Consider the following 18,402-nt stretch of genomic DNA (forward strand, 5'->3'; position numbering starts at 1 on the left):
CCGGGAGGAAAAATGGTTGCATGCCACCTGCGTTTTTGCGTCGATAGCTCCGCTACACGCCGATGGTCAGGTTTCTCCGTCGCGCTTGCGTGCATCCTTGCCCATGACGAGCGGCATGAGAACCGAAAGAAACAAGAGCCTGATGACGTGGTGGGAGCCGACATAGGCGGTATCGGCATGCATCATCACCGCCATCGCCGCCATGGTTTCCAGGCCGCCCGGCGAATAGGCGATCATGACGGCATTGAGCGGAACGCCGGTCACGCCGGAAATCATCCAGGCAATGCTTCCGGCAATCAGCATCACGGCGATGGTGACGACGAAGCCTGCCAGAAAGCCTTTCCGCACGTCCATCAGTGAGACATTCGAAAAGCGCGTGCCGATAAGGCAACCGATCAGCACATAGACGGGCAGGCTGAGCCAGGTGGGAACGCCGCCTTCGGTAAGGCCGGTAATGTGGGTGCCGATGGAAATGGCGACGCCGCCAAGCAGCAGCGCGGCCGGAAACTTCCAGCGCAGGAAAAGCCAGCCGGTCAGAAGCGATGCGCCGATGGTCAGCGCGAGTGTGAGCAGACCCATTGGCGGGTTGGCCACAAGCGGTTCCGTGCTGACGAGATCGAAATATTCGACGATCAGCGGCACGGAAAGCGTCAGCGCCAGCACCCGCACGCTTTGCACGATGCTGACGGTCGCAAGGTCGCTTTTCGTCTCTGCGCCGAGGCTGATAATATAGCTGAGATGACCGGGAGAGGCGCCCAGCATCGCCGTTGTCCGGTCGTAACCGAAGCCATAATGCAGGATCCAGTAGGCGACATAGAGCATGATAACGACAGCGACGAGCACAACGACGAAGCTCACGGGCCAGGTCTTTGCCGCGTCGATCACGGAGGGCGTCACGCTCGTTCCCATAGAAATGCCGACGACGACGAAACAGGCATTGCGGATGAAGGCGGGAACGCCAAGCCTTACACCGGCCAGCCCCGTGATCGTCACGGCAAGCGCCGGGCCGGAAAGAAAAGGTGCCGGAATATCGATGAGGCTGGCGAGTAGCGCCCCTATGCCGCCGACGAGCGCGGTGAGCGCAAATGTATGGAATTCAGGCTTGATGATCATTGCGACGCTGATTGGTTGCTTGAAAAAGCTCGCGACCAAATGCGCCGCTTCCATTCGCGACGTCAACACGCAGGATCAAAAATATTACATTTCATGCGTATTCTATAAAAGAAAAGCCCGTGGCCTGAAGGACACGGGCTATGGCAATTGTCGATGCGACAATGGGATGGTCAGGCAGCCGGAAGGGCGGCGATCTTCGGCATTTCCGTATCGAGGCCCAGCAGGAAGTTGATCTGGGGCCGCGCCTTGACGAGATCGTCGATCGAATATTCCGCCAGAACGTCGAAAAAGGCATTGAGCGCCTTGCGAAGCGCCGAGTTGAGGCCGCAGCTATCCACAAGCGGACACTCCACAGCACCGTCCTCGAAGCATTCGGCCATGGCGAAGCTGTCTTCAGTCACTTTCACCACGTCGAACAGGCTGATCTTTTCGGCAGGTTTGCCAAGACGCACGCCGCCGTTGCGACCGCGCACGGTTTCCACCAGGCCCGCCTTGTTGAGCGGCTGCAGGATTTTGAACAGGAACAGCTCCGAAACGCCATAGGCTCTGGCGATCTCAGGAATGCGGCTCAGATGGCCTTCATTGGCGGCGCAATACATCAACATGCGAACGGCATAGTTGGTCTGTTTGGTCAAGCGCATGCTGGTCTCCTAACTCTCAATGTGGAGTTATATAGTCTCTTTTTCAGTTTAGAACAATTCCAGAAACTGAAAAAACTGGCACCCATCCGATATTTCTCGAACAGCCTTGTTGACCGTCCGGATGATTCATGAACAAACAAGTCAAGAATCGGAATGTAATGGAGGCATTCATAATGGCAAGCTTGAAATCATACTTTTCCGCTGCCGTTTTTTCAGGGCTGACGATCCTTGTCGCCGCGCCCGTCGCTTTGGCAGAGGGGGAGGTTAACGTCTATTCCTATCGCCAGCCTGAATTGATCCAGCCGCTGCTCGATGCTTTCACGAAGGAAACCGGGATAGAGGCGAATGTGCTTTTTCTCGACAAGGGGCTGGTGGAACGCATTCAGGCTGAGGGCGTCAATTCGCCTGCCGATGTGCTGCTGACGGTCGATATCGCCCGTCTCGTCGAGGCGAAGGAGGGCAAGGTTACCCAGCCGGTCCTCAACGATCCCGTCATCGAAAAGGATATCCCTGCCAATCTGCGCGATCCCGAGGGCGAATGGTTTGGTCTCACCACGCGCGGCCGGGTGGTCTATGCGTCTAAGGAGCGGGTGACCCAGAAGGATATTACCTATGAGGAGCTTGCCGATCCGAAATGGAAGGGCAAGATCTGCATTCGCGACGGCCAGCATTCCTATAATATCGCGCTGATCGCCTCGATGATCGCCCATCACGGCGTCGATTATACCCGCACATGGCTGACCGGTCTGAAGAACAATCTCGCTCGCAAGCCTGACGGAACCGACCGCAGCCAGGCGAAATCGATCTTTTCCGGTGAATGCGACATCGCGCTCGGCAACACCTATTATGTCGGCCTGATGCTGACGAATGATCGCGAGCCGGAAGAAAAGGAATGGGCCGGATCGGTGCGGGTGATCTTCCCCAATGCGGGCGATCGCGGCACACATGTAAATATCTCCGGCATGGCGCTGACGAAATACGCACCCAACAAAGACAATGCGCTGAAGCTGATGGAATTCCTGGCCTCGCGCGAGGCGCAGGAAATCTACGCCAAGCAGGTCTTCGAATATCCGGTGCTGCCCGGCGCGGAGCCATCCGATGTCGTGAAGGGCTTCGGCCCCATCAATCCGGACAAGCTGCCGCTGACGGACATAGCGGCCCATCGCAAGCAGGCGTCCGAACTGGTTGATGAAGTGGGTTTCAACGACGGCCCGACCAACTGAGTTAGCTCTTGATCGAACTCTGATAGTTGCGATACCGGTGGGTCAGTTGCCCGCCGGTTTGTTGTCCAGGGAAGCGTTGTAATCGAGAATGGCCTTGCGCCTTTCCGGTGTTCCGGGATGGGTGGACACGATGCTGGTGCCGTCCTTGTCGCCCAGCTTTTCCTCCAGCAGCGCAAAGAACCGTTCGATGGCGGTTGGGTCGAGCCCGGCCTTGCGCATCAGTTCGACGGAGCGCTGGTCCGCCTGCCGCTCGGCATCGCGCGAATGCGATAGCGCCAGAAGACCGCCACCCTGGGTGAGAATATCTTCCATTGCCGAACCGACATCGCCGGCAATCAGCATGACGAGACCGGCAACCCCGGCGGCGCGGTAAAGCTGCCGCAGGCTGTGTTCATATTCCACATGGCCGATTTCATGGGCGAGAACCCCGGTGATCATCTGCCTGTCGTCGCCTGCGAGTTCCACCAGCTCGTCCGTCAGTACCAGCGTGCCATCCGGAAGCGCAAAGGCATTGGGGCCGATATAACCGCCCTTGCGGAAATTCAGCTTGTAGTCCTCGGGCGAACCTTCCGCATGGGCGACGATCCGGGCAAATTCCGCACGGATGGCGTCCTGCTCTTCCTGCGGAAGTTCGCTTGGAGAAAACACCGCCTGGTCGAAGGCCTGCATGGTGCTGGCCGACATGACCTGTGGAACGATGGGCGGCGTTACGGCGACCGCCAGTTCCACCAGCGCCGGAAGCGCCAGCTTATAGGTGCCGTAAGCCAGAAGAACGGCTGCGGCGGTGATGCCGATCAGCCGTGGGCGGAACTGTTCCAGCCAGTGCACGAAACCGGAACGCTTGGTAATGTGCTGGCCAAGCAGCCGGTCCACGCCGTCATTGTCGCGGGTTTCGAACAGCGACCCGTCGGGAAAATGCAACTCCCGGGGGATGGTGCCGACCCGGTGGCTGATCTCCACCGTTTTTATCTCGGCCTGGGTTCTGACGTGGTTGTCCTTCGCGTCGAGCACGAGAAGGACCGTGCCGCCAAGCTTCAGCCTGGCGACGCTGGAAAGGTTGGAGCGAGCGGCATGCCACTCGCCCGCAACGGTTTCTCCGGTATCAGAAACCAAATTCGAAACCTTCCATATCCATATATTCGGCGCTGACGGCGGCGCCTGTCGCCTCCATCGAGGAGAGAACCTCGCCGACATCGCCATTGAAACGGATTGCCGTGCGTTCAACGGTATAACGCGCTTCGCGCACCGCCGCCCATGGCCGCATCAGGCCAAGCGTGAAGACGGTGACGATCAGGTTGGAGATGACGATCCACAGGTAGCGACCGCGATGAAGATCGCTGTGCAGGTCGTGCTTTCCGTCCAGCAGCATGGAGGAGATGACGACATTGCGAACGCCGGTGCGATAGACGACACCCGCAAGACCATAGACCAGAAACGCGCCGAAAATTCCGACATAAAGGGAAGCCAGCGCCGTGGCCATGGCTGCCGTCTCGTCTTCGAGCATAGCGCTATTGGCCGCAAAGGCGGCAATGCCGAAAAAGCCGACTACGATGCCGCCGATCACCACCATGATCGCGGGAATGATCCAGACCCGGTAGAGCTTGCCGATCCTGGGATCGGCGCTGAAAGGCCGGTCGCCGTAACGCAGGTTGCTGAAAATATAGCGGTTCGCCCAGCGGCTGGACAGCGGCGCCAGAATGCCGAAGGAGAAGAACGCGACGAGGCTGCCAAGCAGGATGGAGACAAAAGCGCCCCATGCCGTTCCGACAAAATCAAAACGCACATTGCGATAGCTCGTCACCCGCGCATTGAAACGAATGCTGCGCGTGATCAGCCATGGAAAGAAGATCATCAGCAGGATTGCCGGCACGAAAACCAGGAAGGGATGGATGAGGCCGACGAGCTGCGAGACGACGATGAAGGCAAAGGCGATCAGCCGGCCCTTGAAGATTTGCCCGCCGGTGGCGTGATAACCGAAGGCACGACCGGCCAGCACGGTATTGCCATTGAAATAACGCTTGCGGCGCACCTTTGCCCAGGCGGAATAGATGCCGATGGTGATGATCGTCAGCAGAATATTGACGATCCAGATTCCGAAATATTCCTTGGCATTTCCGCTGAACGAGCCGCGTTCAAGCGCACGCTGATCCGCACTCACTGAGATATCACTCATAATAGTCCCTCATGATATGCCCCTCTCCGGGCAGATTGAGTTTGCAGGCTTCCCCGTTATCGTCGGTTGGCAGCGTCCCCACGCCGCAACTGCTCTCTTACGCCATAACAGCTTTAAGTGGAAATATTTTGAAGGAAAAACTTGATTTTTTAAGTTATCTTTTAATCGAAAAAGCCCCGCCGTGAAAACAGCGAGGCTCTTTGTAATGTAGAGGGCTCTGCCCGCTTACTTCATTGTCGGCATCACGAATTCAGCGCCCGACTTGATACCCGACGGCCAGCGCGAGGTGATCGTCTTGGTCTTCGTCCAGAACTTGATCGAATCCGTCCCGTGCTGGTTGAGGTCGCCGAAGCTCGAAGCCTTCCAGCCGCCGAAGGAGTGATAGGCAAGCGGAACCGGGATCGGAACGTTGACGCCGATCATGCCGATATTGACGCGGCTTGCGAAGTCGCGGGCGGCGTCGCCGTCGCGGGTATAGATCGCGACGCCGTTGCCATATTCATGCTTCATCGGCAGTTCCAGCGCGTCTTCGTAATTCTTGGCGCGAACGACGGAGAGAACGGGTCCGAAGATTTCCGTCTTGTAGATGTCCATATCAGGGGTCACGTGGTCGAACAGGCAGCCGCCGACGAAATAGCCGTCTTCATAGCCCTGCAGCTTGAAGTCGCGGCCATCGACCAGAAGCTTCGCACCCTGTGCGACGCCGCTGTCGATCAGGCCCTTGACGCGCGTCTGCGCTTCTTTGGTGACGAGCGGACCCATATCGGCCTTGTCGTCGGTATAGGGGCCGATTCTCAGGCTTTCGATCTGCGGAATGAGCTTTTCGACGAGACGGTTTGCCGTCTCCTCACCAACCGGAACCGCAACGGAAACAGCCATGCAGCGCTCGCCCGCCGAACCGTAACCCGCGCCCATCAACGCGTTTACCGCCTGGTCGAGATCGGCATCCGGCATGATGATCATGTGGTTCTTCGCACCGCCGAAGCACTGCGCACGCTTGCCGTTCATGGCGGCCGTGCCATAGACATAGCGGGCGATCGGCGTCGAGCCGACGAAGGAGACCGCGCCGATATCGGGATCGGTCAGGATGGCGTCGACGGCGCCCTTGTCACCGTTGACGACGTTCAGGATGCCGGCCGGAAGACCGGCTTCGATCATCAGTTCGGCAAGACGGATCGGCAGCGACGGGTCGCGCTCGGAAGGCTTGAGGATGAAGGCGTTGCCGCAGGCGATCGCCGGCGCGAACATCCACATCGGGATCATGCCGGGGAAGTTGAACGGGGTGATGCCTGCGCCGATGCCGACCGGCTGGCGGATCGAATACATGTCGATGGCCGGACCGGCACCCTCGGTGAATTCACCCTTTTGCAGGTGCGGAATGCCGCAGACGAATTCGCAGACTTCAAGGCCGCGCACGATATCGCCCTTGGAATCCTCGACGGTCTTACCATGCTCGCTGGAGAGCAGCACAGCCAGCTCGTTCATGTCGCGGTTCAGAAGTTCGACGAACTTGAAGAAAACGCGGGCGCGACGCTGCGGGTTGGTAGCGGCCCATTTCGGCTGCGCAGCCTTGGCGCTCTCCACGGCGGCGCGCAATTCGGCGTCGCTGGCAAGCGCAACGGTTGCCTGCACTTCGCCGGTGGCCGGGTTGTAGACATTCGATGTGCGGCCGCTGGTGCCTGGCACATGCTTGCCGTTAATGAAATGACCGATTTCCTTCATGGGTTTTCCTCCAGAATGTGATGGCGCAGCATTACCTTTCGATTTGCACAAATCAATCGCCTGAAATAAGCATCCATTGTGCAAAAATAGACATAAGGAGGGTGTTGTGAACTGGGATGATGTGCGTTTGTTTCTAAGCGTCGCGCGAAGCGGCCAGTTTCTTTCGGCGGCCAGAAAGCTTGGCGTCAACCATGCCACCCTCAGCCGGCGCATTTCCGCACTGGAAGCGGCCATCGGCACGCAGCTCTTCCTGCGGAGCACCAATGGCTGCGAGCTGACCGAAGAGGGGCAGCGCCTTCTTGCCGGGGCCGAGCACATGGAAACCGAAATGCTGAATGCCCAGGCAAATCTCGGCCGCGTCGATACGGCGGTGGCGGGAACGGTGCGCATCGGCGCGCCGGATGGTCTCGGCGTTTCCTTCCTCGCGCCGCGGCTCGGCCGGCTGACGGCGCGTTATCCTGATCTGAAAATCCAGCTCGTGCCGGTGCCGCGCTCTTTCTCCCTGTCGCAGCGTGAGGCCGATATCGCCATCACCATCGAAAGGCCGGAGCAGGGCAGGCTGATGTTTTCGAAGCTCACCGATTATTCGCTGGGCCTTTATGCCTCGGCGGATTATCTGGCCGATTATGGAACGCCTGATGATGTCGAGGCGCTGAAGCGCCACCGGCGGATCGGCTACGTGGAGGATCTGATCTTTTCGCCTTCACTGAACTTTACCGGTGAGATCATGCGCGACTGGGACGCCGCCTTTGAAATCTCCAGCGCCACCGGGCAGACCGAGGCGGTGCGTTCCGGTGCGGGTATCGGCATCCTGCATAATTACATCGCCGGGCAATATCCAGAACTTCTGCGGATCATGCCGCACCTCACCATCAGCCGGTCCTACTGGACGGCCTATCACGAATCCGCCCGTCAACTGGTCCGGGTCCGAACGGTGGTCGATTTTCTCCAGGAACTCGTAGCCGAAGAACGGCGAATCTTCATCTGACATCCCACATGCCGATATTATTAGTACTATTAATTGTTCGGGCCCGGCCGTTCGGGGCTTGACAAAGGATGGCTGGCTGGACGACCAATGCAGCCATTGGGAGAGATCGGAACTGACATGTCTATGATACGTAAGCTTTCGCCGACTGGCCTCGGCGTGGCCGTCATGCTGCTTGGAATGCTGCTTTTCGCACTGAACGACGCCATGGGGAAATGGCTCGTAGCCACCTATAGCCAGGGTCAGGTGATCCTTATTCGCAGCGCGGCGGCGCTTATTATCCTCGTTCCGATCGTCTGGCGTGCCGGCCTCTCCGGCCTTGTCAGAATTGAGCGTCCCGGCCTTCAGTTTGCGCGCGTCTTCTTTTCCACCGCAGAGCTTTTCTGTTTCTATTTCGCGGTCGCGGCCCTGCCGCTCGCCGATGTCATGACCTATTGGCTGGCCGCCCCCATCTATGTGGCGGCGCTCTCGCCGTTTCTGCTCGGAGAAAAGGTGGGCTGGCGTCGCTGGACGGCCATCGCCATCGGTTTTGTCGGCGTTCTCATTGCGCTCAAACCCAGTTCGGCAAGCCTCACCTCCGCAGCATTGTTTTCGATCCTCGGCAGTGCCGCTTTCGCTTTCATGATGTTATCTGGCCGCCAGCTGCGCAATACGCCGGATACGGTGCTTGCCTTCTGGCAGATCATCGGTGCGGCGCTTGCGGGCATTGTCGCGGTATTCCTCACGCCATCGGGATGGCTGCCGGTTCAGTCCAGTTTCGATCTGGCATTCCTCGGCCTGCTCGGCGTCGTCGCCATGACGGCGCATGTGCTGGTCAACCGGGCGCTTAAACTCGCCGATGCCGCCACCGTCGCGCCGCTGCAATATACGCTGCTGCTCTGGGCGGTGATTTTCGGCTGGCTGTTCTTCGGCGATGTGCCGCAGACGAGTATCGTCGTCGGCGCGGGCCTGATCGTTCTTTCCGGCCTTTATATCTTCTTCCGCGAAAATACTCTCAAACGCCGCCGCGAAACCGCTGAAGGACTGGCTGTGGAGCAGGTTTGATCTTTCTCAGGGCCTTGATCACGATCACGGGACTTGACGAAGGCGTGATCTTCGGGGAGTAAGAAAGAGCCCTGCGATGATTTGTCTCGCAACGGCAGAGGAAACAAAGGTGCCGGGCCCCTCTGGCGAGAGTTTTACGGCGCTCTCGCGATGTCGGTACCGCCTGCAAAAATTGGCCGGCGGATTAAAAACTATGAAAAACCTGAATGTGCTTCGCGCGCGTGCTTTCTGCGTGCGGCCTGACGCCCTGCGTCGGTCCGTGAACGCCCTCGTTATGGGAGGCGACCGGACATGAGCGCTGCCCAGAAAAACACCCTTACCTACTTCAAGTGGGCCTTTATCGTCACCGTGGTCGGTTTGATCCTCGGCGGTTATCTCGGTTGGGAAATGACCGGAACGGTCGGCGGCACGGCGACGATCTTCTTCATCTGCGTCGTGCTGGCGGTGCTGGAAATCTCGCTTTCCTTCGACAACGCCATCGTCAACGCCAACAAGCTGAAGGACATGACACCGGTCTGGCAGCACCGCTTCCTGACCTGGGGTATCCTGATTGCCGTTTTCGGCATGCGTATCGTCTTCCCGCTTCTCATCGTGGTCGTCGCGGCCAATGTCGGCCCGTGGACGGCTCTCGTCATGGCGGCCACGCAGCCGGAACGTTATGCGGAAATCATGCGTGACGCCCATCTGCCGATTGCGGCTTTCGGCGGCACCTTCCTGATGATGGTCGGTCTCAACTTCTTCTTCGACCATGAAAAAGACGTGCACTGGGTGCGCTGGATCGAGGAAAAGGCTGCAACCTATTCCTCCGTCAAGGGCATCGAGATTGCCTTCGTGCTGGTCGTCATGCTGATCTTTTCCCGCATCATCGGTGCTAGCGACAATCCGGAACTTGGTCCGGTCGCGGCCAACACTTTCTTCCATTCGGCGATCTGGGGTCTTTTGACCTTCCTGCTGGTGGAAGTCGTCGGCGGCATTCTCGATCGCAGCCAGGAAATGCTGGAAGGTGCGGCGAAAGGCGGCTTCGGTGCGTTTCTTTATCTCGAAGTGCTGGATGCCAGCTTCTCCTTCGACGGCGTTATCGGCGCTTTCGCGCTGACGCAGAACCTCTTCATCATCGCCATCGGCCTCGGCATCGGCGCCATGTATGTGCGTTCGATGACCATCATGCTGGTCGAGAAGGGAACCCTGGCTGAATATCGCTATCTGGAGCACGGCGCCTTTTATGCAATCCTCATCCTGTCCGTCATCATGTACGTGCAGACCATGGTGCATATTCCGGAGGTCATCACGGGCCTTGGCGGCGCGGGCCTGATCGGCATCTCGCTCTGGTCGTCGATCCGCTATAACCGGCGACAGAATGCCGATGCGGTCGATGCCGCGCGCGGCGCGGAGATCTGATCCGCGATATCCTTGCCTTCCGCTGTCGCGGCGGAAGGCAGTTTTTAAGCATTGAATTATTTTTTGCCTGTTTTTATTGCTGTTTATCCTTTGCGAAAAACTTCGCCACAACGCGGAGTTTTTGCCTTAAGTTGCTGTTTTTACGAGTATTTGTGCGCTGCATCAAAATTGGCACGCTTCCTGCGTCTCATTCCGCAAGTCCAGAGGGGACATCATGGCTCGAAAACGGGTCAGCAAATACCGCCGCGCCGCGCGATCTTTCTGATCTGCGCCGTGCGGCGGTTCTGTTTGTGCGGGATGGTTCTTGAGTTTTCCGTTCGGTTGAATGAAAACGATAAGACAACGACTGGAAGGGTCACGGTTTGCCTGCACAATTGTCGCCCACGGAGGCCCTGGGTCTCTGGCATCGTGTATCCACGGCGCAGGTCATTGACGATCAGCCGGATTTGACCTTGCGCCAAACCGCCATCCTGCTGCAGATTTATCTCGTGCCGCCGCCGCACACCGTGCGGGGCCTCGCCGCCATGCTGGGTGTAACCAAACCGGTTATTACCCGCGCCCTCGACAGTCTCGGTGCTCTCGGACTGGTCGACCGGGTTCGGGATGAGCGGGACAAGCGCAATGTCGTGATAAAACGCACCGTGGCCGGTGCGCTTTATCTGGAAAAATTCGGCGATCTGATTATTGATCAGGCACGCAAGATCTAACCTCTGGATGTGAAACCCATGATGCTCGACCGCCGCCTGAATGTCTTCCGCTCCGATCTCGCCGATGAAAAGCTGCAGGGCGTGGTGCAGGCCGAACGTTTTGTCAGCGGCTCGCCCGCGCAGATCGCGGTGCCGGTTGTTGGCCTGCGGCCGACGCCGGACCTTGCCGCCGGCATCGATACCGAGCTGCTGTCTGGCGAAACCATCCGTGTTTTCGACAGGGCGAACGGCTGGGCATGGGTGCAGGCGGATGCGGATGGTTATGCCGGCTATGTGCCGGAAACGGCGATCGGCGATGTCGTTGTCGCCACCCATCGGGTGATTGCACCGCGCACTTTTCTCTATCCGGCCGCTGAATTGCGCAAACCGCCGGTCGCAGCGCTGTCCATGGGTAGCCTGATCCAGATCGTAGGCGAGGCGGAGACACGCGGCACCCGTTACCTGCTGACCGAAAAGGGCGAAGGCATCATCGCCGCCCATTGCCGCGCCGTCGATGTGGCGCTTGAAGAGGACTATGTGGCGGTGGCGCTGCGCTTTATCGAAACGCCCTATCTCTGGGGCGGCCGTTCGGGCTTCGGTATCGATTGTTCCGGCCTCGTGCAGCTTTCCATGGCCATGACGGGCCGGCGGGTTCTGCGCGATACCGACATGCAGGTGAAGTCGCTCGGCGTGGAAATAGAGCGTGATGAATTACGCCGCGGCGATCTCGTCTTCTGGAAGGGCCATGTCGGCCTCATGGAAAACGAGGAAACGCTGCTGCATGCCAATGGCCATACGATGAATGTCGCACGCGAAAATCTCGATGCGGCCATCGAGCGCATCGGCTGGCTTTACGAAAAGCCGACGGCTTTTCGCCGCCTGGAAGACTGAAAAGGCGGCTTTCACGAAATTGTGCCTGTGCGGCCCTTTGTGCGAGAGCCGCCGACAGCCTACATCGGTTGGATGATGGTTCGGGACCGGCATCGATGAAGACAAGAACGGCGACACGATTGGCAGCGATCCTCACGGCGGTTTTGCTGAGCGCGTCGGCGCAGGCGCAGACTGTTTTCCAGAATGGTTTTGCCCCCGCGCCGGATGCCTATGCAAACCTGCCCGGCGTCAAGGATCCGCGCACGCTGCAGCCAAAGGTCCGTTACAATTGCCACAGCGCACTTGGCTCGACCGGATATTCGCGCGGCCCCTATCGGAATGTTTTCGGCAGCCGTGGACTTCCCGTTCAAGGTTACCGCTGCACCGATGAAAACGGAATTTCCAGCTTCGGCGGCAGAAACCCGGTTTCCAAGGACTGGTATCCCGGCATAAACCCCGTAGACCCGACCTTTTGAGGCGGCATCGCCCCAGCAGCGGACCGAAAACCCCATTGCGGTCTTCGGGAAATCGATGCGTGAGCGGTGGCGGCGGGCATTTGCCTGGCCGGTGCTCTGGACTTGTTGTCGCTTTTTCAGATAAATCTTCCGCATGACAGGTTGATACCTGCCGGGGTGCGGAGTGACATCGGCTATTCTGACCTTTGGCCGATATTGGGGAATGCGAGTATGACGAAGACCGATATAGCCACCCGTGTCCATAATCATACCTGGAAACTCGACCCTATCGTCCGCAGCCTGATCGATACGGATTTCTACAAGCTCCTGATGTTGCAGATGATCTGGAAGCTCTATCCGGAAGTCGACGCGACGTTTTCCCTGATCAACCGCACGAAGACGGTGCGGCTGGCGGAAGAGATCGACGAGATGGAGCTGCGCGAACAGCTCGATCATGCACGCACCCTGCGTCTTTCCAAGAAGGAAAACATCTGGCTTGCGGGTAACACGTTTTACGGCCGCTCGCAGATTTTCGAGCCGGAATTCCTCTCCTGGCTGTCGAGCTATCAATTGCCGGAATATGAGCTTTTCAAGCGCGACGGGCAATATGAGCTGAATTTTCATGGCCGCTGGATGGATACGACGCTCTGGGAAATCCCGGCGCTCGCCATCATCAACGAGTTGCGCTCGCGCAGCGCCATGCGTTCGCTCGGTTATTTCACGCTCGATGTGCTTTATGCCCGCGCAAAGGCCAAGATGTGGGAGAAGGTCGAGCGGCTGCGGGAACTGCCGGGCCTGCGCATTTCCGATTTCGGCACCCGCCGCCGCCACAGCTTCCTTTGGCAACGCTGGTGCGTCGAAGCGCTGAAGGAAGGCATCGGGCCCGCCTTTACCGGTACGAGTAACGTCCTGCTCGCCATGGATTCCGATCTCGAAGCCGTGGGCACGAACGCGCATGAACTGCCCATGGTGGTAGCAGCGCTGGCGCAAACGAATGAGGAGCTGGCCGCTGCCCCCTATCAGGTTCTGAAGGACTGGAACCGGCTTTATGGCGGCAACCTGCTGATCGTGCTTCCCGACGCCTTCGGCACGGCGGCTTTCCTGCGCAATGCGCCGGAATGGGTGGCAGACTGGACGGGTTTCCGTCCCGACAGTGCGCCGCCGATCGAAGGCGGCGAAAAAATCATCGAGTGGTGGCAGAAGATGGGCCGCGACCCACGCAAGAAGATGTTGATCTTCTCCGACGGTCTCGATGTCGACGCCATCATCGACACCTACAGGCATTTCGAAGGCCGCGTCCGCATGAGCTTCGGCTGGGGCACCAACCTCACCAATGATTTTGCCGGTTGCGCGCCAAAAACCATCGCCAGCCTCAAGCCGATTTCCATCGTCTGCAAGGTGAGCGACGCCAATGGCCGGCCGGCCGTGAAGCTCTCGGACAATCCGCAAAAGGCCACCGGTGACCCGGCCGAAGTGGAGCGTTACCTGAAGTTCTTCGGCGAAGAAGACCACAAGGAACAGAAGGTTCTGGTTTAAAGCTTTTCCAGGAAAAGTGGAGCCCGGTTTTCCGCCCGGAAATGCTCTAAATTGAGAACGGGCGCTCCGGTTGAGGAAGCGCCCGTGGAAGCCCGAACCTATCAGCAGATTACTTCGCGAACTGGTGTGCGATGTAATGGAAGAGTGCGCGGATGCCCTGCGCTTCCCCGCCGATCGATGAATGATGCCTCTCGCTCAGAGACCAGCCGTAAATATCGAAATGCGCCCAGCGCCTGGTATTGGTAACGAAACGCTTCAGGAACAGGGCGGCGGTGATCGATCCGCCCATGCCGCCCGAAGGCGCGTTGGTGATATCGGCTGCGCGTGAGCGGATATCCTTGTCGTAGCCCATATAGAGCGGCATGCGCCACAGCGGATCGTCCGTGTCGATGCTGGCTTCCGCGATATCATGCGCCAGATCCTCGTCATCTGTATAGAAGGGCGGCAGATCCGGGCCGAGCGCGACGCGTGCGGCACCCGTCAGCGTCGCCATGTCGATCATCAGGTCTGGCGCATCTTCGTCCGCATAGGCCAGCGCATCCGCCAGAACAAGACGGCCTTCAGCGTCGGTATTGTCGATCTGCACCGTCAGCCCCTTGCGGCTGCGGTAGATATCGCCAGGGCGGAAGGCATTGGAGGAGATAGAGTTTTCGACCGCGGGCACGAGAACACGAAGATCGACCGGCAGCTTCGCATCCATGATCATCAGCGCAAGGCCGAGCACATTGGCCGCACCTCCCATATCCTTCTTCATCAACGCCATCGAAGCGGCGGGTTTGATATCGAGGCCGCCGGTATCGAAGCAGACGCCCTTGCCGACGAGGGTGAGGCGTGGATTGCCCTTCTTGCCCCAGTTCATCTCCAGAAGCCGCGGCGCACTTTCGCTGGCCCGGCCGACAGCATGGATCAGGGGTAAGTTTTCCTTGAGCAGATCGTCACCGGTGGTGACCTTCACCTTTGCCTTGTAATGGGCGGCAAGCGCGCGGAAGGCAATCTCAAGCTCATCCGGTCCCATATCGTTGGCCGGAACATTGATGAGGTCGCGCGCAAGGAAAACGCCGGCCAGAACGCGCTTGATCTCGCCGTCTTCCGCATCCTGCGGAATGAGGAGCTTTGCCCCGTTCGTCTTGGTGGTCTTGTATTTGTCGAAGCGGTAGCTGCCGAGACCGAAACCGAGAGCGAGGCGATTGGCGGTCAGTGGTGCGGTCTCGATGTGCCACTCGCCTTCCGGCAGCTCACGGGCGAGTTTCCCGGTGATGAAGGGGATTTCCGAGGGATTGCCGCCGAGGCCGAGAAGCACGCCGCCCAGCGAACCATCGGCGGAAGGAACGAGGAGAATGGCGCCTGCCTCCGCCTTGAACCCCGCCTTCTTTGCCCAATCCAGAGCAACAGGATCGATGGCGCCCTGTTCGATATGGGCCGGCGTGACGGCGAAAACCGGCAATGTGCTGCCGGCCTTGGAGCTGAAAGGGGTTGGGCGTTCGATGAACTGATAGGGCGCCATTGTATGCTTCCGTAAATGTCGAGAATCGGTGCGATTAACGCTCTGTTAGGGTTAACAGATTATTGCTTAAGCGAAAGTTGCGTCATGTGAGTCTGTCGTGTGTCGGGCGCAAGATTGATCATTCTTGGGCGGGGGCGCTGCCATGACTGCATTTTCTTTGGGCGAGACAGGCCGGACCGGGTTGCTGCGGGGAGCATGTCTTGCCGCATTGGTTCTTGCGGTTTCAGGATGCGCGGGCACCAACAAGCCCGATCGCATGTCCACCGGCTCCATTCCCGCCGCCACACGCTCCTATGATCACATGAACATGGAGCAGCTTCGGCAGGCGGAGGAGAGCGCCGGCAAAGCCTATGAACGCAGCCCCAAGGATAAATCGGTCGGCATGAATTATGCCAGCGTGCTGATGATGACCGGCAAGAACACACAGGCTCTCGCCGTCATGCAGCAGATCGCCATCGCCAATCCAGCCGACCGCGATGTCCTTGCCGCCTATGGCAAATCGCAGGCCGCCGCCGGTCAGCTGGAGCAGGCGCTTTCGACCATCCAGCGGGCGCAGACGCCGGACCGGCCCGACTGGCGGCTTTATTCCGCCGAGGGCGCCGTGCTCGATCAGCTTGGACGCTCGAACGAGGCGCGTTCCCGCTACAGGCAGGCGCTTGACCTGAAGCCGAACGACCCGAGCGTATTGTCCAACCTCGGCATGTCCTATGTCCTGTCGAGCGATCCGCGCACTGCCGAAACATATCTGCAATCCGCCATCGCCCAGCCGGGCGCCGATAGCCGCGTTCGCCAGAACCTTGCGCTCGTGGTCGGTCTACAGGGCCGCTTTGCCGAAGCCGAGCGCATCGCGGTTCAGGAACTCTCGCCACAGCAGGCGCAGGCAAACCTCACCTATCTGCGTGCCATGCTTTCGCAGCAGAACTCCTGGCAGCAACTGGCGAAAAAGGACGGCAAGCCGGCTGGTTGATACGCTTTCGCAGGTATAGAAGGGTTGCGCCCTGATCGAACGATTTCCGGTTTCGCTCCTGCGCGTTTCCGTCGCTAGAACGTGTCGGCGACACGAATGCCGGCAGGCCCGAGAATAACGGCGATGAGAACCGGCAGGAAGAACACTATCATCGGCACAGTCAGTTTGGGCGGCAGCGCTGCGGCCTTTTTCTCAGCTTCATTCATTCGCTCGTCTCGACCTTCCTGCGCGAGAACGCGCAGAGCCTGTGCGAGCGGCGTGCCATATCGTTCCGCCTGGATGAGGGCCTGCACCACGCTTTTGACACCGTCCAGTTGGGTGCGCATACCAAAATTCTCAAGCGCGACACGCCTGTCCTGAAGGAAGGACAATTCCGCTGTCGTCAGGATCATTTCTTCCGCCAGTTCAGGCGACTGTTCACCCATCTCTTCCGCTACGCGGCGCATGGCTGCTTCCATTGATACGCCGGATTCGATGCAGATCAGCATCAGGTCAAGTGCATCTGGCCAAGCCCGCTTGATCGAGGCCTGTCGCTTGGTCATGCGGTTAGAAACGTAGATATTGGGAGCATAAAAGCCGATATAGCCGAAAAGAAGAACGGCCATCAGTCGAATGAAGAAGGCTTTATCCGCAAGATTTCCGAGAACGAAAATCCAGGTGAATGCGACGGCCAGAAAAATGAACGGCAATATGAATCGGGCAGCAAGAAATGTATTAAGCGCATTTTGCGAACGAAAACCGGCTGCACGCAGCTTGTTCATTGTGTTCTTGTCGGCGAGCGCTTCCTGGAGATTGAATTTTTCAACGATTCGCCGTGCGGACTTGTTGTTGTTGCCACGCAGGGAGGCCTTGCCGTCTCTGGTTGCAGTTGCCAGACGCTCGCGCTCGCGGCTGCGAATAAGTTCCCGCTCCGACGATACGGCTTTCATGCGCTTGGCAAAGTCCTTTCGTTCGAAGAAAGGCGTAATGAGCGTATAAAGGGTGGCGAAAACTGCCACTGTTACGAGAATCGCAATGATAGTTTGCGGATTCGTCAGGTCTGAAAGGAGATTTCCCGTCATCGGTGACCTCAAATATCGAAATTGATCATTTGGCGCATGATGAAAATTCCGATGAGCATCCATAGTCCGGATGCACCCAGAATGATGTGCCCGCGCATATCCGTGAAGAGGACTGCAAGATAGTCGGGCGATGTGAAGTGCACCAGCAGCATCACAATAAAAGGCAATGCGCCGATAATGACGGCCGACGCTTTTGCCTCCATCGACAGAGCGTTCACTTTGGCGCGCATTTTCTTTCGGTCACGCAATACCTTCGAAAGGTTGGATAAAGCCTCCGAAAGATTGCCGCCTGCCTGTGCCTGGATATTGATGACGGTGCTGAAGAAGCTGACTTCGAAAAGCGGCATGGTCAGCATCATGCGCTCTATCCCTTGGGGAATCCCGATACCAACCTGCTGCGCGTCTACGACCCGTTGAAACTCTGTTTTCACCGGCTCCTGACCATCCGACGCGATCAGTCGCACGGCGTCATTCAGCGGCAATCCGGATTTGATCGAGCGGCACATGACATCCAGCGCATTGGGAAACTCCTCAAGGAATTTTTTCTGCCGGCGCTTGAGGATAAACGCCAATACCCAACGGGGCAGCCCTAAAGCCACCACTGCGCCTATGAGCAGGGCGGTTATTAATGATAGATCATATAGAAGTGCGATGAGAGTGGCGAAAGCCGAAGCACCTGCGCTCAGGAGATGAAACTGCCGAACGGAGATTGCCAGCCCAGCCTGCACGAGTTTATCGCGCAGGCTGACATTTTTTGCTTTTTTCGCCTTTTCATTTTGTTTTTTTTCCATATCCCGCAGGCTGTCCTGCATGGATTTGCGGCGCTTGCTGAGTTCCTGGACCCGATCGCGTGCAGCTTTGATATTTACGTGATCCGTCTCTGCGGCCTGCACCCGCTTGAAACGGCTTGTGGTCTTTTTCTCGACCTCTATCCGCTGAAAAAGAAAGACGTAGGCGAGTGCTCCTGCCGAGATGGCGACAAGTACGGCCAGTAACACTATTGTCGGGTCCATGGCAGTCGCTT

At 58.4% G+C, this 18,402-nt stretch carries 17 protein-coding genes; 9 read left to right on the plus strand and 8 right to left on the minus strand.

Annotated elements, in window-relative coordinates:
* Positions 1-66: 66 nt before the first annotated feature.
* Positions 67-1,113: an AbrB family transcriptional regulator gene (locus L904_RS00670; protein WP_031234466.1), complete on the minus strand. Its 1,047-nt coding sequence runs from the start codon at positions 1,111-1,113 to the stop codon at positions 67-69.
* Positions 1,114-1,283: 170 nt separating this feature from the next.
* Positions 1,284-1,754 (minus strand): iron-responsive transcriptional regulator RirA, encoded by a 471-nt coding sequence (rirA, locus tag L904_RS00675; RefSeq protein ID WP_035264574.1) that lies wholly within the window; start codon positions 1,752-1,754, stop codon positions 1,284-1,286.
* 173 nt (positions 1,755-1,927) lie between these two features.
* On the opposite strand from rirA, the gene L904_RS00680 reads away from it, so the two are divergent.
* Entirely contained in the window at positions 1,928-2,977 is a 1,050-nt protein-coding gene (locus tag L904_RS00680) for a Fe(3+) ABC transporter substrate-binding protein (RefSeq protein ID WP_035264601.1), read from the plus strand.
* A 42-nt stretch (positions 2,978-3,019) separates the two neighbouring features.
* Here the strand turns inward: L904_RS00680 and L904_RS00685 are convergent, their stop codons facing one another.
* The 3 genes from L904_RS00685 to L904_RS00695 form a co-directional block, all read right to left on the minus strand.
* A complete protein-coding gene (locus L904_RS00685; RefSeq protein ID WP_020809665.1) occupies positions 3,020-4,090 on the minus strand; it encodes a M48 family metallopeptidase in 1,071 nt (356 codons plus the stop codon).
* Positions 4,080-5,150: a YjgN family protein gene (locus tag L904_RS00690; RefSeq protein WP_020809666.1), complete on the minus strand. Its 1,071-nt coding sequence runs from the start codon at positions 5,148-5,150 to the stop codon at positions 4,080-4,082. The genes L904_RS00685 and L904_RS00690 overlap by 11 nt, the downstream gene beginning before the upstream one ends.
* A gap of 225 nt (positions 5,151-5,375) precedes the next feature.
* Positions 5,376-6,872, minus strand: a complete 1,497-nt coding sequence (locus L904_RS00695) for a CoA-acylating methylmalonate-semialdehyde dehydrogenase (RefSeq protein WP_003524451.1) — start codon at positions 6,870-6,872, stop codon at positions 5,376-5,378.
* A gap of 106 nt (positions 6,873-6,978) precedes the next feature.
* On the opposite strand from L904_RS00695, the gene L904_RS00700 reads away from it, so the two are divergent.
* The 7 genes from L904_RS00700 to pncB all read left to right on the plus strand — a co-directional run bounded on the left by L904_RS00700 (position 6,979) and on the right by pncB (position 13,846).
* Positions 6,979-7,860, plus strand: a complete 882-nt coding sequence (locus tag L904_RS00700) for a LysR family transcriptional regulator (protein WP_020809667.1) — start codon at positions 6,979-6,981, stop codon at positions 7,858-7,860.
* Positions 7,861-7,983: 123 nt separating this feature from the next.
* Complete coding sequence (locus L904_RS00705) at positions 7,984-8,901, plus strand: DMT family transporter (protein WP_031233695.1); 918 nt, start codon at positions 7,984-7,986, stop codon at positions 8,899-8,901.
* A gap of 291 nt (positions 8,902-9,192) precedes the next feature.
* Positions 9,193-10,299 (plus strand): DUF475 domain-containing protein, encoded by a 1,107-nt coding sequence (locus tag L904_RS00710; protein ID WP_020809669.1) that lies wholly within the window; start codon positions 9,193-9,195, stop codon positions 10,297-10,299.
* Positions 10,300-10,661: 362 nt separating this feature from the next.
* Positions 10,662-11,006: a MarR family winged helix-turn-helix transcriptional regulator gene (locus tag L904_RS00715; protein WP_003524457.1), complete on the plus strand. Its 345-nt coding sequence runs from the start codon at positions 10,662-10,664 to the stop codon at positions 11,004-11,006.
* An 18-nt stretch (positions 11,007-11,024) separates the two neighbouring features.
* A complete protein-coding gene (locus tag L904_RS00720) occupies positions 11,025-11,876 on the plus strand; it encodes a C40 family peptidase (RefSeq protein WP_020809670.1) in 852 nt (283 codons plus the stop codon).
* A gap of 95 nt (positions 11,877-11,971) precedes the next feature.
* Positions 11,972-12,331 carry a hypothetical protein gene (locus L904_RS00725; RefSeq protein WP_031233696.1) on the plus strand — a complete coding sequence of 120 codons (360 nt, stop codon included), beginning with the start codon at positions 11,972-11,974 and terminating at the stop codon, positions 12,329-12,331.
* A 210-nt stretch (positions 12,332-12,541) separates the two neighbouring features.
* Entirely contained in the window at positions 12,542-13,846 is a 1,305-nt protein-coding gene (pncB, locus tag L904_RS00730; protein ID WP_003507389.1) for a nicotinate phosphoribosyltransferase, read from the plus strand.
* Between the two features lie 109 nt (positions 13,847-13,955).
* Here pncB and L904_RS00735 read toward each other — a convergent pair whose 3' ends face one another.
* Positions 13,956-15,350, minus strand: a complete 1,395-nt coding sequence (locus tag L904_RS00735; protein WP_035264577.1) for a M17 family metallopeptidase — start codon at positions 15,348-15,350, stop codon at positions 13,956-13,958.
* 256 nt (positions 15,351-15,606) lie between these two features.
* Between L904_RS00735 and L904_RS00740 the strand changes: the two genes are divergently transcribed.
* Positions 15,607-16,317, plus strand: a complete 711-nt coding sequence (locus L904_RS00740; RefSeq protein WP_003524462.1) for a tetratricopeptide repeat protein — start codon at positions 15,607-15,609, stop codon at positions 16,315-16,317.
* Between the two features lie 74 nt (positions 16,318-16,391).
* Here L904_RS00740 and L904_RS00745 read toward each other — a convergent pair whose 3' ends face one another.
* Together L904_RS00745 and L904_RS00750 are read right to left on the minus strand one after the other, a co-directional pair.
* Entirely contained in the window at positions 16,392-17,378 is a 987-nt protein-coding gene (locus L904_RS00745) for a type II secretion system F family protein (RefSeq protein WP_020810200.1), read from the minus strand.
* Between the two features lie 8 nt (positions 17,379-17,386).
* On the minus strand, positions 17,387-18,391 hold the full coding sequence (locus L904_RS00750) for a type II secretion system F family protein (protein ID WP_020810201.1): 1,005 nt from the start codon (positions 18,389-18,391) through the stop codon (positions 17,387-17,389).
* Positions 18,392-18,402 lie beyond the last annotated feature (11 nt).

This window comes from Agrobacterium sp. LY4 (assembly GCF_001526585.1).
Lineage (GTDB): Bacteria > Pseudomonadota > Alphaproteobacteria > Rhizobiales > Rhizobiaceae > Agrobacterium > Agrobacterium leguminum.

Excerpts from the sequence above, each read along its gene's own strand:
- L904_RS00670 (WP_031234466.1), bottom strand. The coding sequence starts at position 1,113 with ATGATCATCAAGCCTGAATTCCATACATTTGCGCTCACCGCGCTCGTC.
- rirA (WP_035264574.1), bottom strand. The coding sequence starts at position 1,754 with ATGCGCTTGACCAAACAGACCAACTATGCCGTTCGCATGTTGATGTAT.
- L904_RS00680 (WP_035264601.1), top strand. The coding sequence starts at position 1,928 with ATGGCAAGCTTGAAATCATACTTTTCCGCTGCCGTTTTTTCAGGGCTG.
- L904_RS00690 (WP_020809666.1), bottom strand. The coding sequence starts at position 5,150 with ATGAGTGATATCTCAGTGAGTGCGGATCAGCGTGCGCTTGAACGCGGC.
- L904_RS00695 (WP_003524451.1), bottom strand. The coding sequence starts at position 6,872 with ATGAAGGAAATCGGTCATTTCATTAACGGCAAGCATGTGCCAGGCACC.
- L904_RS00705 (WP_031233695.1), top strand. The coding sequence starts at position 7,984 with ATGATACGTAAGCTTTCGCCGACTGGCCTCGGCGTGGCCGTCATGCTG.
- L904_RS00710 (WP_020809669.1), top strand. The coding sequence starts at position 9,193 with ATGAGCGCTGCCCAGAAAAACACCCTTACCTACTTCAAGTGGGCCTTT.
- L904_RS00720 (WP_020809670.1), top strand. The coding sequence starts at position 11,025 with ATGATGCTCGACCGCCGCCTGAATGTCTTCCGCTCCGATCTCGCCGAT.
- L904_RS00725 (WP_031233696.1), top strand. The coding sequence starts at position 11,972 with ATGAAGACAAGAACGGCGACACGATTGGCAGCGATCCTCACGGCGGTT.
- pncB (WP_003507389.1), top strand. The coding sequence starts at position 12,542 with ATGACGAAGACCGATATAGCCACCCGTGTCCATAATCATACCTGGAAA.
- L904_RS00735 (WP_035264577.1), bottom strand. The coding sequence starts at position 15,350 with ATGGCGCCCTATCAGTTCATCGAACGCCCAACCCCTTTCAGCTCCAAG.
- L904_RS00740 (WP_003524462.1), top strand. The coding sequence starts at position 15,607 with ATGTCCACCGGCTCCATTCCCGCCGCCACACGCTCCTATGATCACATG.
- L904_RS00745 (WP_020810200.1), bottom strand. The coding sequence starts at position 17,378 with ATGACGGGAAATCTCCTTTCAGACCTGACGAATCCGCAAACTATCATT.
- L904_RS00750 (WP_020810201.1), bottom strand. The coding sequence starts at position 18,391 with ATGGACCCGACAATAGTGTTACTGGCCGTACTTGTCGCCATCTCGGCA.